Annotated in this window: 17 protein-coding genes; 5 read left to right on the forward strand and 12 right to left on the reverse strand. The window is 35.8% G+C overall.

Going from position 1 to position 13,481, the window contains the following annotated elements:
- Window positions 1–5 precede the first annotated feature (5 nt).
- From LD272_RS15855 to LD272_RS15885, 7 genes are all read right to left on the reverse strand, one after another.
- Entirely contained in the window at window positions 6–581 is a 576-nt protein-coding gene (locus LD272_RS15855) for a sulfurtransferase TusA family protein (RefSeq protein WP_226037604.1), read from the reverse strand.
- Window positions 582–628: 47 nt separating this feature from the next.
- Window positions 629–925 (reverse strand): rhodanese-like domain-containing protein, encoded by a 297-nt coding sequence (locus LD272_RS15860; protein WP_226037605.1) that lies wholly within the window; start codon window positions 923–925, stop codon window positions 629–631.
- Between the two features lie 16 nt (window positions 926–941).
- Window positions 942–1,304, reverse strand: coding sequence for a rhodanese-like domain-containing protein (locus tag LD272_RS15865; RefSeq protein WP_226037606.1), 363 nt, complete (start codon window positions 1,302–1,304; stop codon window positions 942–944).
- 51 nt (window positions 1,305–1,355) lie between these two features.
- Complete coding sequence (locus LD272_RS15870; RefSeq protein ID WP_226037607.1) at window positions 1,356–1,835, reverse strand: DsrE/DsrF/DrsH-like family protein; 480 nt, start codon at window positions 1,833–1,835, stop codon at window positions 1,356–1,358.
- Window positions 1,836–2,295: 460 nt separating this feature from the next.
- A complete protein-coding gene (locus LD272_RS21680; protein ID WP_226037707.1) occupies window positions 2,296–2,373 on the reverse strand; it encodes a four-helix bundle copper-binding protein in 78 nt (25 codons plus the stop codon).
- A 120-nt stretch (window positions 2,374–2,493) separates the two neighbouring features.
- Window positions 2,494–3,864, reverse strand: coding sequence for a sensor histidine kinase (locus LD272_RS15880; protein ID WP_226037608.1), 1,371 nt, complete (start codon window positions 3,862–3,864; stop codon window positions 2,494–2,496).
- Window positions 3,842–4,555 (reverse strand): response regulator transcription factor, encoded by a 714-nt coding sequence (locus LD272_RS15885; RefSeq protein WP_226037609.1) that lies wholly within the window; start codon window positions 4,553–4,555, stop codon window positions 3,842–3,844. The genes LD272_RS15880 and LD272_RS15885 overlap by 23 nt, the downstream gene beginning before the upstream one ends.
- Window positions 4,556–4,692: 137 nt before the next feature.
- Here LD272_RS15885 and LD272_RS15890 point away from each other — a divergent pair, with 137 nt between their 5' ends.
- Both LD272_RS15890 and LD272_RS21515 read left to right on the forward strand, forming a co-directional pair.
- Window positions 4,693–4,920 (forward strand): hypothetical protein, encoded by a 228-nt coding sequence (locus tag LD272_RS15890; protein WP_226037610.1) that lies wholly within the window; start codon window positions 4,693–4,695, stop codon window positions 4,918–4,920.
- An 18-nt stretch (window positions 4,921–4,938) separates the two neighbouring features.
- Entirely contained in the window at window positions 4,939–5,064 is a 126-nt protein-coding gene (locus LD272_RS21515) for a hypothetical protein (protein WP_255639783.1), read from the forward strand.
- A gap of 146 nt (window positions 5,065–5,210) precedes the next feature.
- Here the strand turns inward: LD272_RS21515 and LD272_RS15895 are convergent, their stop codons facing one another.
- Window positions 5,211–5,966, reverse strand: coding sequence for a GTP cyclohydrolase II (locus LD272_RS15895; protein WP_226037611.1), 756 nt, complete (start codon window positions 5,964–5,966; stop codon window positions 5,211–5,213).
- 24 nt (window positions 5,967–5,990) lie between these two features.
- Window positions 5,991–6,407, reverse strand: a complete 417-nt coding sequence (locus tag LD272_RS15900) for a DoxX family protein (RefSeq protein WP_226037612.1) — start codon at window positions 6,405–6,407, stop codon at window positions 5,991–5,993.
- Between the two features lie 238 nt (window positions 6,408–6,645).
- On the opposite strand from LD272_RS15900, the gene LD272_RS15905 reads away from it, so the two are divergent.
- The 3 genes from LD272_RS15905 to LD272_RS15915 all read left to right on the forward strand — a co-directional run bounded on the left by LD272_RS15905 (window position 6,646) and on the right by LD272_RS15915 (window position 10,118).
- Window positions 6,646–7,194 (forward strand): helix-turn-helix domain-containing protein, encoded by a 549-nt coding sequence (locus LD272_RS15905; protein WP_226037613.1) that lies wholly within the window; start codon window positions 6,646–6,648, stop codon window positions 7,192–7,194.
- 451 nt (window positions 7,195–7,645) lie between these two features.
- Window positions 7,646–8,014 carry an ArsR/SmtB family transcription factor gene (locus tag LD272_RS15910; RefSeq protein WP_226037614.1) on the forward strand — a complete coding sequence of 123 codons (369 nt, stop codon included), beginning with the start codon at window positions 7,646–7,648 and terminating at the stop codon, window positions 8,012–8,014.
- A complete protein-coding gene (locus tag LD272_RS15915; RefSeq protein WP_226037615.1) occupies window positions 8,007–10,118 on the forward strand; it encodes a heavy metal translocating P-type ATPase in 2,112 nt (703 codons plus the stop codon). The genes LD272_RS15910 and LD272_RS15915 overlap by 8 nt, the downstream gene beginning before the upstream one ends.
- Before the next feature lie 105 nt (window positions 10,119–10,223).
- Here the strand turns inward: LD272_RS15915 and copZ are convergent, their stop codons facing one another.
- Genes copZ through LD272_RS15930 form a run of 3 tightly spaced genes read right to left on the reverse strand, consistent with a single transcriptional unit; the run spans window position 10,224 to window position 13,162 of the window.
- Complete coding sequence (copZ, locus tag LD272_RS15920) at window positions 10,224–10,427, reverse strand: copper chaperone CopZ (RefSeq protein ID WP_255639784.1); 204 nt, start codon at window positions 10,425–10,427, stop codon at window positions 10,224–10,226.
- 30 nt (window positions 10,428–10,457) lie between these two features.
- Entirely contained in the window at window positions 10,458–12,842 is a 2,385-nt protein-coding gene (locus LD272_RS15925) for a heavy metal translocating P-type ATPase (protein WP_226037616.1), read from the reverse strand.
- Window positions 12,843–12,859: 17 nt separating this feature from the next.
- Window positions 12,860–13,162, reverse strand: coding sequence for a metal-sensing transcriptional repressor (locus tag LD272_RS15930; RefSeq protein WP_226037617.1), 303 nt, complete (start codon window positions 13,160–13,162; stop codon window positions 12,860–12,862).
- Window positions 13,163–13,481: the final 319 nt, after the last annotated feature.

Below are 13,481 nucleotides of genomic sequence, written 5' to 3' on the forward strand. Positions count from 1 at the left end.
CCCCCTTAACTCTCGATACTAGTTGTTATACCAGACCACTGACTCATGCCCGGAACGACATTTATCACTTTAGAAAAACCTTTTTCTGTTAACTTTTGGGCTGCAAGATCACTACGGCTTCCTGTTCTGCATACGACAAAAATTTCGTCTTCTTTGTTTAATTCAGAAGACCGTTCATCAAGGTCTCCAAGAGGAATAGAGATTGCATTTGGAATATGATCGAATGCAAATTCTGCAGCTTCTCTTACATCAAGTACTACAATGTTTTCATTTGCTACTAACTTCTTTTCAAATTCTTCATTGTTTGATACATTAGGATGATTTTTTTCAATAGTTTCTTCATTAGATGATTTTCTTAAATAATGCTTTAGAACTTCTCCTTCTTCAAGTGTACCTAAATACTGGTGACCAGAACTTTTTGCCCATGCTTGAAGATCAGCCTTTGACCCCTTATCTGTTGCTTGCACTTCGATTACTTGACCTGATTCTAACTCTTTCATTGCCTTTTTTGTCTTTACAATTGGCATTGGACAGGCTAATCCTTTCGCATCTAATACAACATTAGTCTTTAATGCATTCATTTTAAAATCCTCCTAATTACCTCTACGGGTATATTATATATTGAAAATTATTTCATTTCGCCTTCCCAATCAAGCATTCCACCTGTCATATTAATAACATTGAAACCTTGACTTTCAAGAAACTGTGAAGCACGACCACTTCTACCCCCGGAACGGCAAACCATAATATATTCTTTTGATTTATCTAGTTCGTGCATACGAAATTCCAACAAACCAAGAGGAATATGAATGGCACTAGGAATTTTTCCAGTCTCAATCTCATCTACTTCTCGAACGTCAATAATGTTCAAGTTCTCTTCCTTTTTCAACAGATTTTGTACTTCTTTCGCTGTTAATCGTTCCATTCATAATCTTCTCCTTTTATCTCCAGGCGCTCATGCCGCCTTTTACGTTGGTCACATTTGTAAATCCTAGTTTTTTTAATGTTTTACTTGCCTTTTGACTTCTCATTCCGCTCTGGCAAATCAAAACAACTTCTTTATCCTTTGAAAGTTCTTTCTCAGCTTTTTGAGAAAGCTGATGTAGTGGAATATTTTTAAATTCCCTAATCTTATTTCCTTTAAACTCTGCAGGCGTCCTAACATCAACAAATTGCTTGCTCTTGTCTTTTAGTTCATTCTTTAAATCAGTTGTTGATATATTTCTAACACCCTTTGTTGGGACGAATCGCTTAACTACGAAAAGGATTAATAGTGCAATAATAATATAATTTATATAGTCCATTCATTTTTCCTCCTAATTCAAATAGAAAGGGGGAATATCCCCACTTGTCATTTAAATGAATAAGTTAACATTGCCATCTTCAGCATCACCTAAATATGCAGCAACACCAGCATAGTCAATGTCATTCAGTAGTTCTTCTTTTTGTAGACCCAATAGATCCATCGTCATTGTACACGCTACTAGTTTGATATCTTGTTCTTGAGCCATTTCAATTAAACTTGGTAGACTCATAGCATTATGCTTTTTCATTACATTTTTAATCATCTTAGGACCAAAACCGGCGAACTGCATTTTTGAGAGACCCATTTTATCTGCGCCTCTAGGCATCATTTTTCCAAACATTTTTTCTATGAAGCTTTTCTTTACTGCCATATTTTCATCTTTTCTTAAAGCATTTAATCCCCAAAAAGTATGAAATATCGTTACCTCGTGATCATAAGCTGCTGCCCCATTAGCTATAATATAAGCCGCCATTGCTTTATCATAATCTCCACTAAATAAGACAATTGTTGTTTTTTTCTTCTCAGTCATATGTTAATCCTCCTGTTTTTTAATAAAATAATGAGTAAAAACTCCAATTATTCCAATTTAAATACCTATTACCTTTACCTGTACGGGTATATATACTAGTCAAAAGTAGCTAGGATGTCAAGCCTCTTCCCAACTGATTCGTTATACATACTTTTGTTGTCATCAGAATCGACTTATCTTTCATTAAGATTGAAACTGACACAACCTATAATATACCCTACCAGGTATAATGTCAACATTAGAAAATAAAATTCCTACTGATATTACGAGACTATGTTAATAACCAAAATAACTGCACACTATCGAGAAACATAGAGTATCACTTTAGGATATTAAATTTTTAAAGTGATGTGACATTATCACATCCGATTATGAAACTATTAACTAGTGCTTCCGCTACACATGAATCATTATAAAACCCTCTAAGCAATCGCTTAAAGGGTTTTCATTTCTATTAAAATTACTTAGCCATTTTACGACACTCTTCAGCACATTCACGACATATAATTGCACATTCTTTGCAATGCGTATCCTTCATTTTTCACATTCTGCTGCACACTGTCATGTTTGAATTTCCTCTCAGTAATAAAAACTAGACTTCTTGTCTAGTCTTACTGCCACATTTTAAAATAAATTCATTTAAGCAGATTATAATTCTTTATTGTTTGGGAAATAAAACCTCAAAGGTTGTTCCAACACTTAATTGACTTTCTACCTCAATTTTTCCTTGATGTGCTTCTACAAGTGCTTTTGCAATAGACAATCCTATCCCGATCCCCCCCGTTTTTCTGTCCCGTGATTTATCACCGCGATAAAATCTTTCAAAAAGATGCGGAAGGTCCTTCTCGCTAATACCAACACCTTCATCCTTCACAATAAAGCTGATGTAATCAATTTTATCTTCTATATCAATGGTGACTTTTTTTCCAAGTGGAGTATATTGGAGTGCATTATTCACAATGTTGGTTAAAATTTGTATTACCTTGTCATGATTTCCCTTGAACCAATGTTTTTCTTCAATGTTTTGAATGTTCAAATCAACACCTTTTTCCTTGAATATAGGTCTGAATTGATCTTCAATTAAAGATATTAATTGTCCCGCTTCGAGATTTGTTTTTTTAAATTTAATTTGTGGATTTTCTGCAGCAATCAATTTCTCCAACTCATTTACAAGGCGGACTAACCGCATCAATTCATCATGACTTTGTTTTAACCTTTTAGGAGTGGGTTCCCATATTTCATCTTGATAAGCCTCGATTTGACTTTGTAACGTTGCAAGTGGCGTTCTTAGCTCATGGGCAAAGTCAGCCGTGAATTGCTTTCTGAGCTCTTCCTCTTTAAAAACTGATTCGGCAAGTTGGTTAAAAGATTCACCTAGCGGCTTCATTTCGTCTGTCAATTCGTTTATAGGTACACGTACTAATCTTTTATGATTTCGCAAGTCTTGAATAGCCTTTGATAATTGATTAAAACCTTTTGTCAACCGTTTCGAAAACAGTAAGCTAAATAGAATGGATAGAATTACGGTTACAATCACCGCGATAACAATATTTTGTTTTATCGATTTCAAAAAAATAAAGTCCTCTCCCATCAGTTCTACTGGGAAGTACACTTTCATACTACCAATTGACTTTTTATTTAATATTATATCGTGAGAAACAGATTGATAATCAGTAGCAGACAAAGTTTGTGAGTGCATTTCTCGCATCATTCCCATCATACCCTGCATGTTTGTTGTATCTACAACTAGATTTTTATTTTCATCATAAATTTTATAAAACAAGTTGTCTGTCATCGCCTGCTCACGCATCAAATTAATCAATTGGTCGTTTACTAAAGTTCCTGTCTCATCATATTGTTGGATAGCTACCTTTTCAATTTGGTCTCTATTGTTCTCTCTATTTTTTTCCAAATAATCAGCGAACTGATTATCCACTCCAAAAAAAATAGTGAAACTAGTAAGAAACACACCAGACAAGGATACAATTAAGATATAAAATAGAATTTTAGAACGAAGCGTTATCTTCATCCGGTACTCCTCCAAACTTATAACCCATTCCAAAAACGGTTAAGATAAATTCCGGATGTCTAGAATCAGTTTCAACCTTTTTACGCAAATTTTTTATATGTGTGTCAATACTTCGTTCATATCCTTCAAAATATCCACCATCTTCTTGAATTTTCCCTAACAAGTCAGACCTACTATAGACACGACCAGGATAACTAGCCATCGAAAGAAGAAGTTTATATTCATTAGGAGTTAATCCAATGATTTGATCATTTTGTTTAACTTCTTTTTTTAGTTTATCAATCTTCAATTTCCGATTATTAAATCCGAGTTGACTACCAGTTTCCGTCTTATTTGTTCTTCGTAATAAGGCTTTCACCCGAACTACGACTTCCCTCGGGCTAAAGGGCTTGGTCACATAATCATCTGCCCCAATTACAATTCCATTGATCAAATCATCTTCAGTTGATTTGGCTGTGAGCATGATGATAGGAACATTGCTATTTTTTCTCGTTAAACTACAAACTTCTTCACCTGATATATCAGGTAACATAAGATCTAATATGATTAGGTCTGGATTCTCTTCTTTAACTTTTTTAAGTGCCTCTATTCCATTGGAAGCGAATAAAATATCCCAATTTTCTTTTTCAAAATAAGCTTCTAAAACTTCCAGAATAATTTTTTCATCATCTACGATAAGAATTTTAGTCATTTAGTATCACCTCGTGTGCTTATCTTATCATTTCTTATTATTTAAAGGTTAATCTTCACAACTTCCACACAAGTTCTCCATAAGAACTACATTTGTGTACGTTATGATGAAATTAATCAAGAAAGGAGATGCAATAAATGAAAAAAATTATTATCAGCATCGTAACAGGAGTAGTAATTTTGGGTGGAGCTGGAACCTATGCTTTTGCTGAGACAAATGAAGATGGATTTTTCAACTTTAATGAGATGAAACCATACATCGAACAAATGCATCCAGATTTTTCTACAGAAGAGCAAGAAGCGATGTTTAATAACTGCCATGGAGAGAATGGATTTATGCAAAATAACCTGATGAATAACTTTTAGCCTAAGAGGTGATTCCTAATGATGGGTGGATACGGATTTGGCATGATGGGTTATGGATTACTAGGATGGTTTATTAACCTTTTAGTTATCGGTATCGTAGTTTATTACTCTGTCAAATTAGCACTGAAAAATAATAAAGAATAAATTCTAAGAATTTTTTTATTTAGACAAACAACCTGATCCGTTAAAACGATCAGGTTGTTTGTTCTCTGGAGTCAGTCTTGATTACAAGAAAGAGCAAATTAATGTTAACTTTGGGTTATTTGGTGCTATATCGATAAAATTCATACCTAAACATTTACAGAGTTCTCACTATTTTCGATATGACCAGACTTTTTAATTTTAGTTTGTAAATATTTTTCATTGTATTCGTGATTATCATCCCACAGAGGCACCCGATCAACTAAATCTAATCCTGCATTTTTCAACGCTTCAATCTTTTTAGGATTGTTCGTTATAATCGAAACAGGTTTGGAACGTAATGATTTTAATACATCAATCGCAGCTTTATAGTCTCTAGAGTCATCAACAAAACCAAGCGCATTGTTTGCCTCTACTGTGTCATATCCATTCTCTTGCAGAATATAGGCCATTGCTTTGCTAAAAAGCCCAATACCTCGACCTTCATGATTCGCTAAATAAAATAATGCCCCAGCCCCAGCTGTTACTATTTTTTTCATCGACTCTTTTAGTTGAAAACCACAATCACATCGTTTACTTCCAAATATATCGCCCGTATGACAAGTGGAATGCATTCTAACCATTGCCTCATCGCCATGCGCAAAGTCACCATAAACTAGCACGCTACTCTGTTGAAATTCAGCTAAATCTGCAGAAGCTATTTTAGCTAATAATTCTTCATAGTCATCAATTATCTCGTCGTGGTTCAACCAACAGTACCACTTTAAGACCACAGTTTTTCCATCTAAATTAACTGGAAGCCGAATTGGTCCTACTAAATAAATCGCACCTTCGTTTTGTCTAACCAATGTTAGTTTATCCGCTAATACATTTAACACCTCTGATTTAACCTGTGATTGTGCCATATCCTAAAACCATCCTTTTTCTATTTAAGCAGCTTTACTAGTTTCGTTGTTTTGTTCATTTCTCTTAAATATAAGCTGATCAAGTGCATATAACTTACTTCCATTTACGACAATAAACACTGATATTGTTAATAAAGCTAAATCTAATTCATACCCACCGATAAAACCAGCTGCTAATTGAACTTTTATAATTGCTCCAACCATCATTAATGACAATAAGGCTGATACAACTCGACTTCCTAATCCAATTATTAGAGCAATTCCACCAACTAGTTCTAATAATGCGACACCATAAGCTAAAGATCCTGGTAAGCTAATACTTTCGAACCACCCAACCGTATTTCCAATCCCACCTTGGAATTTTACCAATCCATGGACAAAGAAAGTTAGCCCTAAAACTACACGTAATAATAGCGTACTCCATTCATATTTTTGAATCATTTGTTTATACCTCCAAATATATTTTTTTGAAAACCAATAGTCCGGATTGATAGCCCACAATTAATTTAGTGTGAAATCAACCAATTATCAAAACTTGATAAATGCAAACTAATTATCATTTGTTTCTTAATATGAATATTAGTTATCTATAAAGTAACAAAAAATATAGTGGATTGTCAACAAATAAATTGGTAATATGTAATTAAGTTTTTTATTAAGAAACTAAGAGGTGAATTTTTTGGACATTGGTACAACAATTAAGTCGATTAGGAATAGGAAAAAAATAACTATTGCACAGATGAGTGAAGGGACCGGACTCTCAAAAGGGTTTATTAGTAACATGGAAAATAACAATACATCTCCTTCGATTAACACTTTACACGCCGTTGCTCAGTTTTTATCTATCCCTTTGCCATATCTTCTTTTGGAAAAAGATCAGCGGATGCGTATAGTTAGAAAAGATGAAAGAGAATTCACAACACATAACAAGCATAATCTTAAAGTTGAACACCTAACGTCAAAAGGTGGTCTCCAGATGAAACGCGTAACATTTCCACCACAAGCTTCTACAGGAGATGCTCCGCATGCACATGAAGGGGAAGAGTCTCATTTAGTATTACAAGGTAAAATCCTAGCAGAACAAGGAGAGGATTCCGTTATTTTAGAGGAAGGGGATTCATTTAGTTGGAATGCAAGTGTCCCACATTTCGCCAAAAATATAGGTGATGAATTAGCCGTGGTTTTAATTGCAACCTACACGGAAAAAGAAAATGAAGATAATTTATAAGAGTATGGAGCAGCATTCCAGACCTTCTACTACTTTTCTAACAGTCGTCCTTGATTAATTCTTCACAAGTAAAAAAAGAGCATAACTTTATTAAAGTGTATGCTCTTTTTTACTATATTTCTCTGGTTATTCTCTTTATTGATAGAACAAGATACTTTCATTAAACAAGTAATCTAAAATGCTAATTCCAGTCATGGAAGCTTTTAGCCCCGAAATGGCGGCCACTCATTCCTACTCCATTCATCACACCAATACAACTCTACTTTTTGAAAACTAATTTCTTAATTCATAATACTCCTCACTTATGTTGAATTTATGAGGAATTACTATTTTCGAGTTCGTTTAAAGCTGAATTTTGTTATTCAAATAAATATTTGAATAACAAATGAAGAAAAGTTATAATATACTATATATAATCAAACAATCATTTGAATATAAAGTGGGGATAATGATGAATAAGAAAGATACTTGCGATATTTATTGCTACGATGAAGAGAAAGTCAATCGGATTCAAGGGGAGTTAGAAAGCCAAGATTTATCTAGTGTCTCCCAATTATTTAAAGCACTTGCAGATGAAAACAGAGCAAAAATCAGCTATGCTCTTTGCCAAGACGGAGAGTTATGTGTTTGTGATGTTGCTAATATCATTGAGTCTTCTGTAGCAACTGCATCCCACCATCTACGAACCCTTCGTAAACAAGGGATTGTCTCTTACCGTAAAGAAGGAAAACTTGCATTTTATTCGTTAGATAATGATCAAATAAAACAATTAATCATGCTTGCGTTAGCGCATCAGAAAGAGGTGGAGATCAATGTCTGAAAAAGAATCAAAAACATATCGCATTCAAGGACTAACCTGAGCTAATTGTGCCCAAAAGTTCGAAACGAACGTAAAACACCTGGATGGTGTTCAAGACGCAAAAGTAAATTTTGGTGCTTCAAAACTAACAGTAACAGGTGGCACCACCATTGAAAAAATTGAAAAGGCAGGCGCATTCGAAAATCTGAAAGTTCGAGATGAAAAAGACCAGAAAAAAGAACAGCAATCGTTTTGGAAACAAAAAGAGAATATAAAAGTGTACATCTCTGCTTTCTTACTTCTGATTAGCTGGGTTTTAACTCAACAGCTGGCAGAGGAAAGTGTTATTCCTACTATTGGTTATGCAGCTTCTATTATAATCGGAGGATATTTACTATTCATTCAAGGGTTCAAAAATTTAATTCGTTTTAATTTTGATATGAAGACCTTAATGACAATTGCGATTATTGGTGCCGCTATTATTGGTGAGTGGGGCGAAGGTGCAATGGTTGTTATCCTATTTGCCATTAGTGAGGCATTAGAGCGTTATTCTATGGACAAAGCACGTCAATCGATTGAATCTTTAATGGATATTGCACCAAAAGAAGCAGTCATTCGCCGCAATGACCAGGAAATGACAATTGGCGTTGATGACATTCAAATTAATGACATTATGATTGTAAAACCTGGTCAAAAACTTGCAATGGATGGGCTTGTTGTTAAAGGTACATCTACGTTAAATCAAGCTGCAATCACCGGCGAAAGTGTGCCAGTGACAAAAACCGTTGATAGTGAAGTGTTTGCCGGAACATTAAATGAAGAAGGATTAATCGAAGTAAAGGTTACTAAACGAGTAGAGGATACTACCCTCTCGAAAATTATTCACTTAGTAGAAGAAGCACAAGCAGAACGAGCACCATCACAAGCATTTGTAGACAAATTTGCTAAGTACTATACACCAGCGATTGTCATCATCGCCACGTTAATAGCAATCATGCCCCCGCTTCTTGGTGGAGATTGGAGCGAATGGGTGTATCAAGGATTAGCCGTATTAGTTGTTGGTTGTCCATGTGCACTAGTAATTTCCACCCCAGTTGCGATTGTAACAGCGATTGGCAACGCAGCGAAAAATGGTGTGCTGATTAAAGGTGGCATTTATCTTGAAGAAACAGGTGCCATAAAAATAATCGCTTTTGATAAAACTGGAACATTAACAAAAGGTGTGCCAGCTGTTACAGACATCATCACCTATGATAAATCCGAAGAAGAATTAATGACGATTACAGCTGCAATAGAAAAGGCTTCACAACATCCCTTAGCATCAGCAATTATTACAAACGCTGAAAAAAATGGTTGGAACTTTAGAGATGTTACAGTCGAAAATTTCCTGTCTATTACCGGAAAAGGCCTAAAGGCAACTATCAAAGACACGATATATTATGTAGGAAATCCTGCTCTGTTTGAAGAGTTACACGGAAAAATGGAGAGCGCCAGAAAACAAAAGATAACACAGTTACAAACCCAAGGGAAAACAGTCATGATTTTAGGTACAGATAAAGAAATACTTTCCCTTATTGCGGTAGCTGATGAAGTGAGGGAATCATCCAAACAAGTAATCCAAGAACTTCACGAAATCGGAATTGAAAAGACAGTGATGCTAACTGGAGATAACAAAATAACCGCTGAAGCAATCGGACATGAAATCGGAGTATCTGATATTAAAGCAGATCTACTTCCAGAGGATAAATTAAACTATATTAAAGAGCTTCGTAGTAATCAACGCGGGGTTGCCATGGTTGGAGATGGTGTGAACGATGCCCCGGCACTTGCTGCTTCCACAGTTGGGGTAGCTATGGGTGGTGCAGGGACTGATACTGCACTAGAAACGGCCGATATTGCATTAATGTCAGATGACTTAAGCAAACTGGGTTATACCATTAAACTAAGTCGTAAAACATTGAAGATTATCAAACAAAATATTACCTTCTCTTTAGTGATAAAATTAGTTGCCTTACTATTAGTCATTCCTGGTTGGCTAACACTATGGATAGCAATATTTGCCGATATGGGTGCAACATTACTCGTAACGCTAAACAGTTTGCGGTTATTAAGGATAAAAAAATAGATTTCTATTAACTTGAGTAATATCACCACCACAAATAAAAAAAGAGCCAGCCCTTACAAGGATAGTATTCCCTGACAAAGGCTGACTCTTTTATTTTCTAATTATTTATGCAACATCATAGCCTTGATCTTCAACCGCTTCTTGCATAGCTGCAACTGTCACTTTGTTGTCATCATAACTAACTGTTACTTTACCAGTTCCTAAGTCCACCTCTGCACTAGTCACTCCATCTAATCCTTGAAGTGCCCCCTCTACAGATTGTTTACAGTGACCACAAGTCATGCCTTTTACATCTAAAATAGTTTCCATTATTCATTCTCCTTTTTTAAGATATATTTATTATATTTTAACTCGCTTCAAACGAAGTGAGTTAGAAACAACACTTACAGAACTAAATGCCATTGCTGCTCCGGCAATCCATGGTGCCAAAAGACCAAGTGCTGCGATTGGAATCCCTGCGCTGTTATAGGCAAAAGCCCAGAACAGATTTTGGCGGATATTCCTAATCGTGGCGCGGCTTAATTTAATCGCTTTTGGTATGAGTAACAATTCACCACCAAGGATTGTTACATCAGCTGCTTCAATTGCAACCTCTGTCCCTGTTCCAATCGCAATTCCAATATCTGCAATCGCTAAAGCAGGTGCATCATTAATTCCATCACCAACCATCGCTACTTTTTTCCCTTGTAATTGAACTTCTTTTACCTTATTTGCCTTTTCTTCAGGCAAGACTTGGGCTATCACTTGATCAATTCCTACCTGGTTAGCAATTGCATGTGCAGTTCGCTCATTATCCCCAGTCAGCATAATTACCTCTAAACCTTGATCCTTCAATTCTTTAATTGCTTGAACCGCAGTTTCCTTAATTGTATCCGCTACGGCAACAATGCCTCGAAATTCTCCATTAACTGCAATCAACATGGCAGTTTTTCCATCTTGTTCGTATTCTACCAATGCATTCTCAGCATGACTTACATCAATAGTAAAATCATTCATTAGTTTTCTAGTACCAACAAGTATTTTTTTACCTGTAATAGTAGCTTGAATACCGTGACCGGGTATCGCATTAAATTCGTCGACATCAATAAGATCAATGTCCTTCTCGGTTGCATAAGCAACAACCGCATCTGCTAACGGATGTTCAGAACCCTTCTCAGCACTTGCTAACAACTGTAATGTTTCCTCATCAGCGGTAAAGTTCGTTACTTCAGGTTTTCCTTTTGTAATTGTGCCCGTTTTATCAAAAATAATCGCATCTAATTGGTGGGTACGTTCTAAGTGTTCGCCACCTTTGAACAATATTCCATTTTCAGCAGCCTTCCCTGTCCCAACCATAATAGAAGTTGGTGTTGCCAATCCAAGTGCACAAGGACATGCAATAACGAGCACCGCAATCGTCGCTATTAGTGCGGATTCAACATTTCCGGCCGATACTAGCGTAATCCAGATTATGAATGTCAAAATAGCGATTCCAACAACCACTTGAACAAAATAACCGGAAATAACATCAGCTAAACGTTGGATTGGTGCTTTGGATCCTTGGGCATCTTCAACTGCCTTAATAATCGATGCTAACGCGGTATCTTTTCCTACCTTTTTAGCTTCCATTTCAATCGATCCATTTTTATTGATTGTTGAGCCAATTAAAGTTGCTTCCATGTTTTTCTCAATCGGGATAGACTCACCAGTAATCATTGACTCGTCGACCGAGGTTCTACCTTTCACAACGATACCATCTACAGGTATTTTCTCGCCAGGTTTTACAACTAAACGATCACCTACGGTTACTTCTTCAATCGGAATCATTAATTCCTGATTGTTTCTGATTACTCGTGCTTGTTTAGCTTGTAATCCAAGTAATTTTGAGATAGCGAGTGTTGTTTTACCTTTAGCGCTAGTTTCTAAATATTTACCGAATAAAATTAATGTGATGATAATCGCACTTGTTTCAAAATATAAATGTGGCATGTAGGCTGGATTCGGGATGGTTTTGAATGCTTCGTATAAGCTATAAAAGTAAGCTGCACTCGTTCCTAAAGCAACCAACACATCCATATTGGCTGCACCGTTACGTAAGTTTTTGTATGCACCTACATAGAATTGCCAGCCGATTACAAATTGTACCGGTGTAGCTAATAAAAATTGGAACCACGGATTCATGAATACTGCTGGTAGGTTCACACCAAACAAATGAATCAACATGGTAATTAGTAATGGAGCCGATAAAAGCGCAGAAATAAATAGTTTCACTTTCATTTTTTTAAGCTGTTTTTCTTTTTGCGATTGTGTCTCTTCTTTTCCAGCTTTTCGCTTTGCGTCATAGCCAAGTTTTTGGATTCGACCAATAAGATCCATTTCTTCTATTAACGTTGGATTATATTCAATCGTTGCACTTTCTGTTGCTAAATTGACATTAGCAACTTTCACACCTTCTTGCTTGTTTAACACTTTCTCAATTCGATTTGAACAAGCAGCACAAGTCATGCCAACTACATCAAAATCTATCTTTTCAGTATGGACACCATAACCTAATTTTTCAATTTTAGCAGTGATATCACTCACTGAGGCTGTAGAAGGATCATAATCTACCGTTGCTTTTTCTGTAGTCAGATTAACTTGCGCTTCTACGCCATCCATTTTATTTAATACCTTTTCGATTCGGTTTGAACATGCTGCACAAGTCATCCCAGTTACACCGACGGTAATGTGCTTTTCTTCACTCATCTGTTTTTACCCCCTCCTTATTTAGAGAATTGCTTCATCACTTCCATCAGTTCCTCAATCGTTTCATTTCCTTCGCCTGATTTAATCGCATCACTCACACAATGCTTTATATGTCGCTCAGTAATAGAGAATCCTACTTTTTTCATTGCTGCGTTAATTGCACTAATTTGAACTAAGATATCTACACAATATCGGTCTTCTTCAATCATTTTTTGGATTCCACGCACTTGGCCTTCAATTCGCTTTAAACGATTTACAACCGCTTGCTTTTCATCATTTGTTCTAGGTGTACTCGGGTGATCATGAAGAAACTCATCCATTTAGTCACTTCCTTTTCGGTTTATAATTATACTATACCCCCCTATAGTATGTAAGTCAAATGAAAAGTTTTTATTTTCCCTCTAGTATGCGTGGATTTGACTATTTAAATGATACTAAAATTCAACTAACGCATTCGGTTATAATTAAAAGGAGATGGTTTCTGTTCAATACAGAAATCATCTCCTTTTGTAGCCTATCTAGTTTCTGGAACTGCCATTATGATAACTTAACACTATTATATAGCACTTGGGTCAATATCTAAGTCAGCTGCTCTTGCATTTACCTCTACTTGCTCTGGACTCTTACAACCAGGGATTA

Source organism: Aquibacillus saliphilus (assembly GCF_020404745.1).
Classification (GTDB): Bacteria; Bacillota; Bacilli; order Bacillales; family Amphibacillaceae; genus Aquibacillus; species Aquibacillus saliphilus.

What these genes read in the sequence shown, in the direction of transcription:
- LD272_RS15855 (WP_226037604.1), bottom strand. Translation starts at nt 581, where the DNA reads ATGAATGCATTAAAGACTAATGTTGTATTAGATGCGAAAGGATTAGCC.
- LD272_RS15860 (WP_226037605.1), bottom strand. Translation starts at nt 925, where the DNA reads ATGGAACGATTAACAGCGAAAGAAGTACAAAATCTGTTGAAAAAGGAA.
- LD272_RS15865 (WP_226037606.1), bottom strand. Translation starts at nt 1,304, where the DNA reads ATGGACTATATAAATTATATTATTATTGCACTATTAATCCTTTTCGTA.
- LD272_RS15870 (WP_226037607.1), bottom strand. Translation starts at nt 1,835, where the DNA reads ATGACTGAGAAGAAAAAAACAACAATTGTCTTATTTAGTGGAGATTAT.
- LD272_RS21680 (WP_226037707.1), bottom strand. Translation starts at nt 2,373, where the DNA reads ATGAAGGATACGCATTGCAAAGAATGTGCAATTATATGTCGTGAATGT.
- LD272_RS15880 (WP_226037608.1), bottom strand. Translation starts at nt 3,864, where the DNA reads ATGAAGATAACGCTTCGTTCTAAAATTCTATTTTATATCTTAATTGTA.
- LD272_RS15885 (WP_226037609.1), bottom strand. Translation starts at nt 4,555, where the DNA reads ATGACTAAAATTCTTATCGTAGATGATGAAAAAATTATTCTGGAAGTT.
- LD272_RS15890 (WP_226037610.1), top strand. Translation starts at nt 4,693, where the DNA reads ATGAAAAAAATTATTATCAGCATCGTAACAGGAGTAGTAATTTTGGGT.
- LD272_RS21515 (WP_255639783.1), top strand. Translation starts at nt 4,939, where the DNA reads ATGATGGGTGGATACGGATTTGGCATGATGGGTTATGGATTACTAGGA.
- LD272_RS15895 (WP_226037611.1), bottom strand. Translation starts at nt 5,966, where the DNA reads ATGGCACAATCACAGGTTAAATCAGAGGTGTTAAATGTATTAGCGGAT.
- LD272_RS15900 (WP_226037612.1), bottom strand. Translation starts at nt 6,407, where the DNA reads ATGATTCAAAAATATGAATGGAGTACGCTATTATTACGTGTAGTTTTA.
- LD272_RS15910 (WP_226037614.1), top strand. Translation starts at nt 7,646, where the DNA reads ATGAATAAGAAAGATACTTGCGATATTTATTGCTACGATGAAGAGAAA.
- copZ (WP_255639784.1), bottom strand. Translation starts at nt 10,427, where the DNA reads ATGGAAACTATTTTAGATGTAAAAGGCATGACTTGTGGTCACTGTAAA.
- LD272_RS15925 (WP_226037616.1), bottom strand. Translation starts at nt 12,842, where the DNA reads ATGAGTGAAGAAAAGCACATTACCGTCGGTGTAACTGGGATGACTTGT.
- LD272_RS15930 (WP_226037617.1), bottom strand. Translation starts at nt 13,162, where the DNA reads ATGGATGAGTTTCTTCATGATCACCCGAGTACACCTAGAACAAATGAT.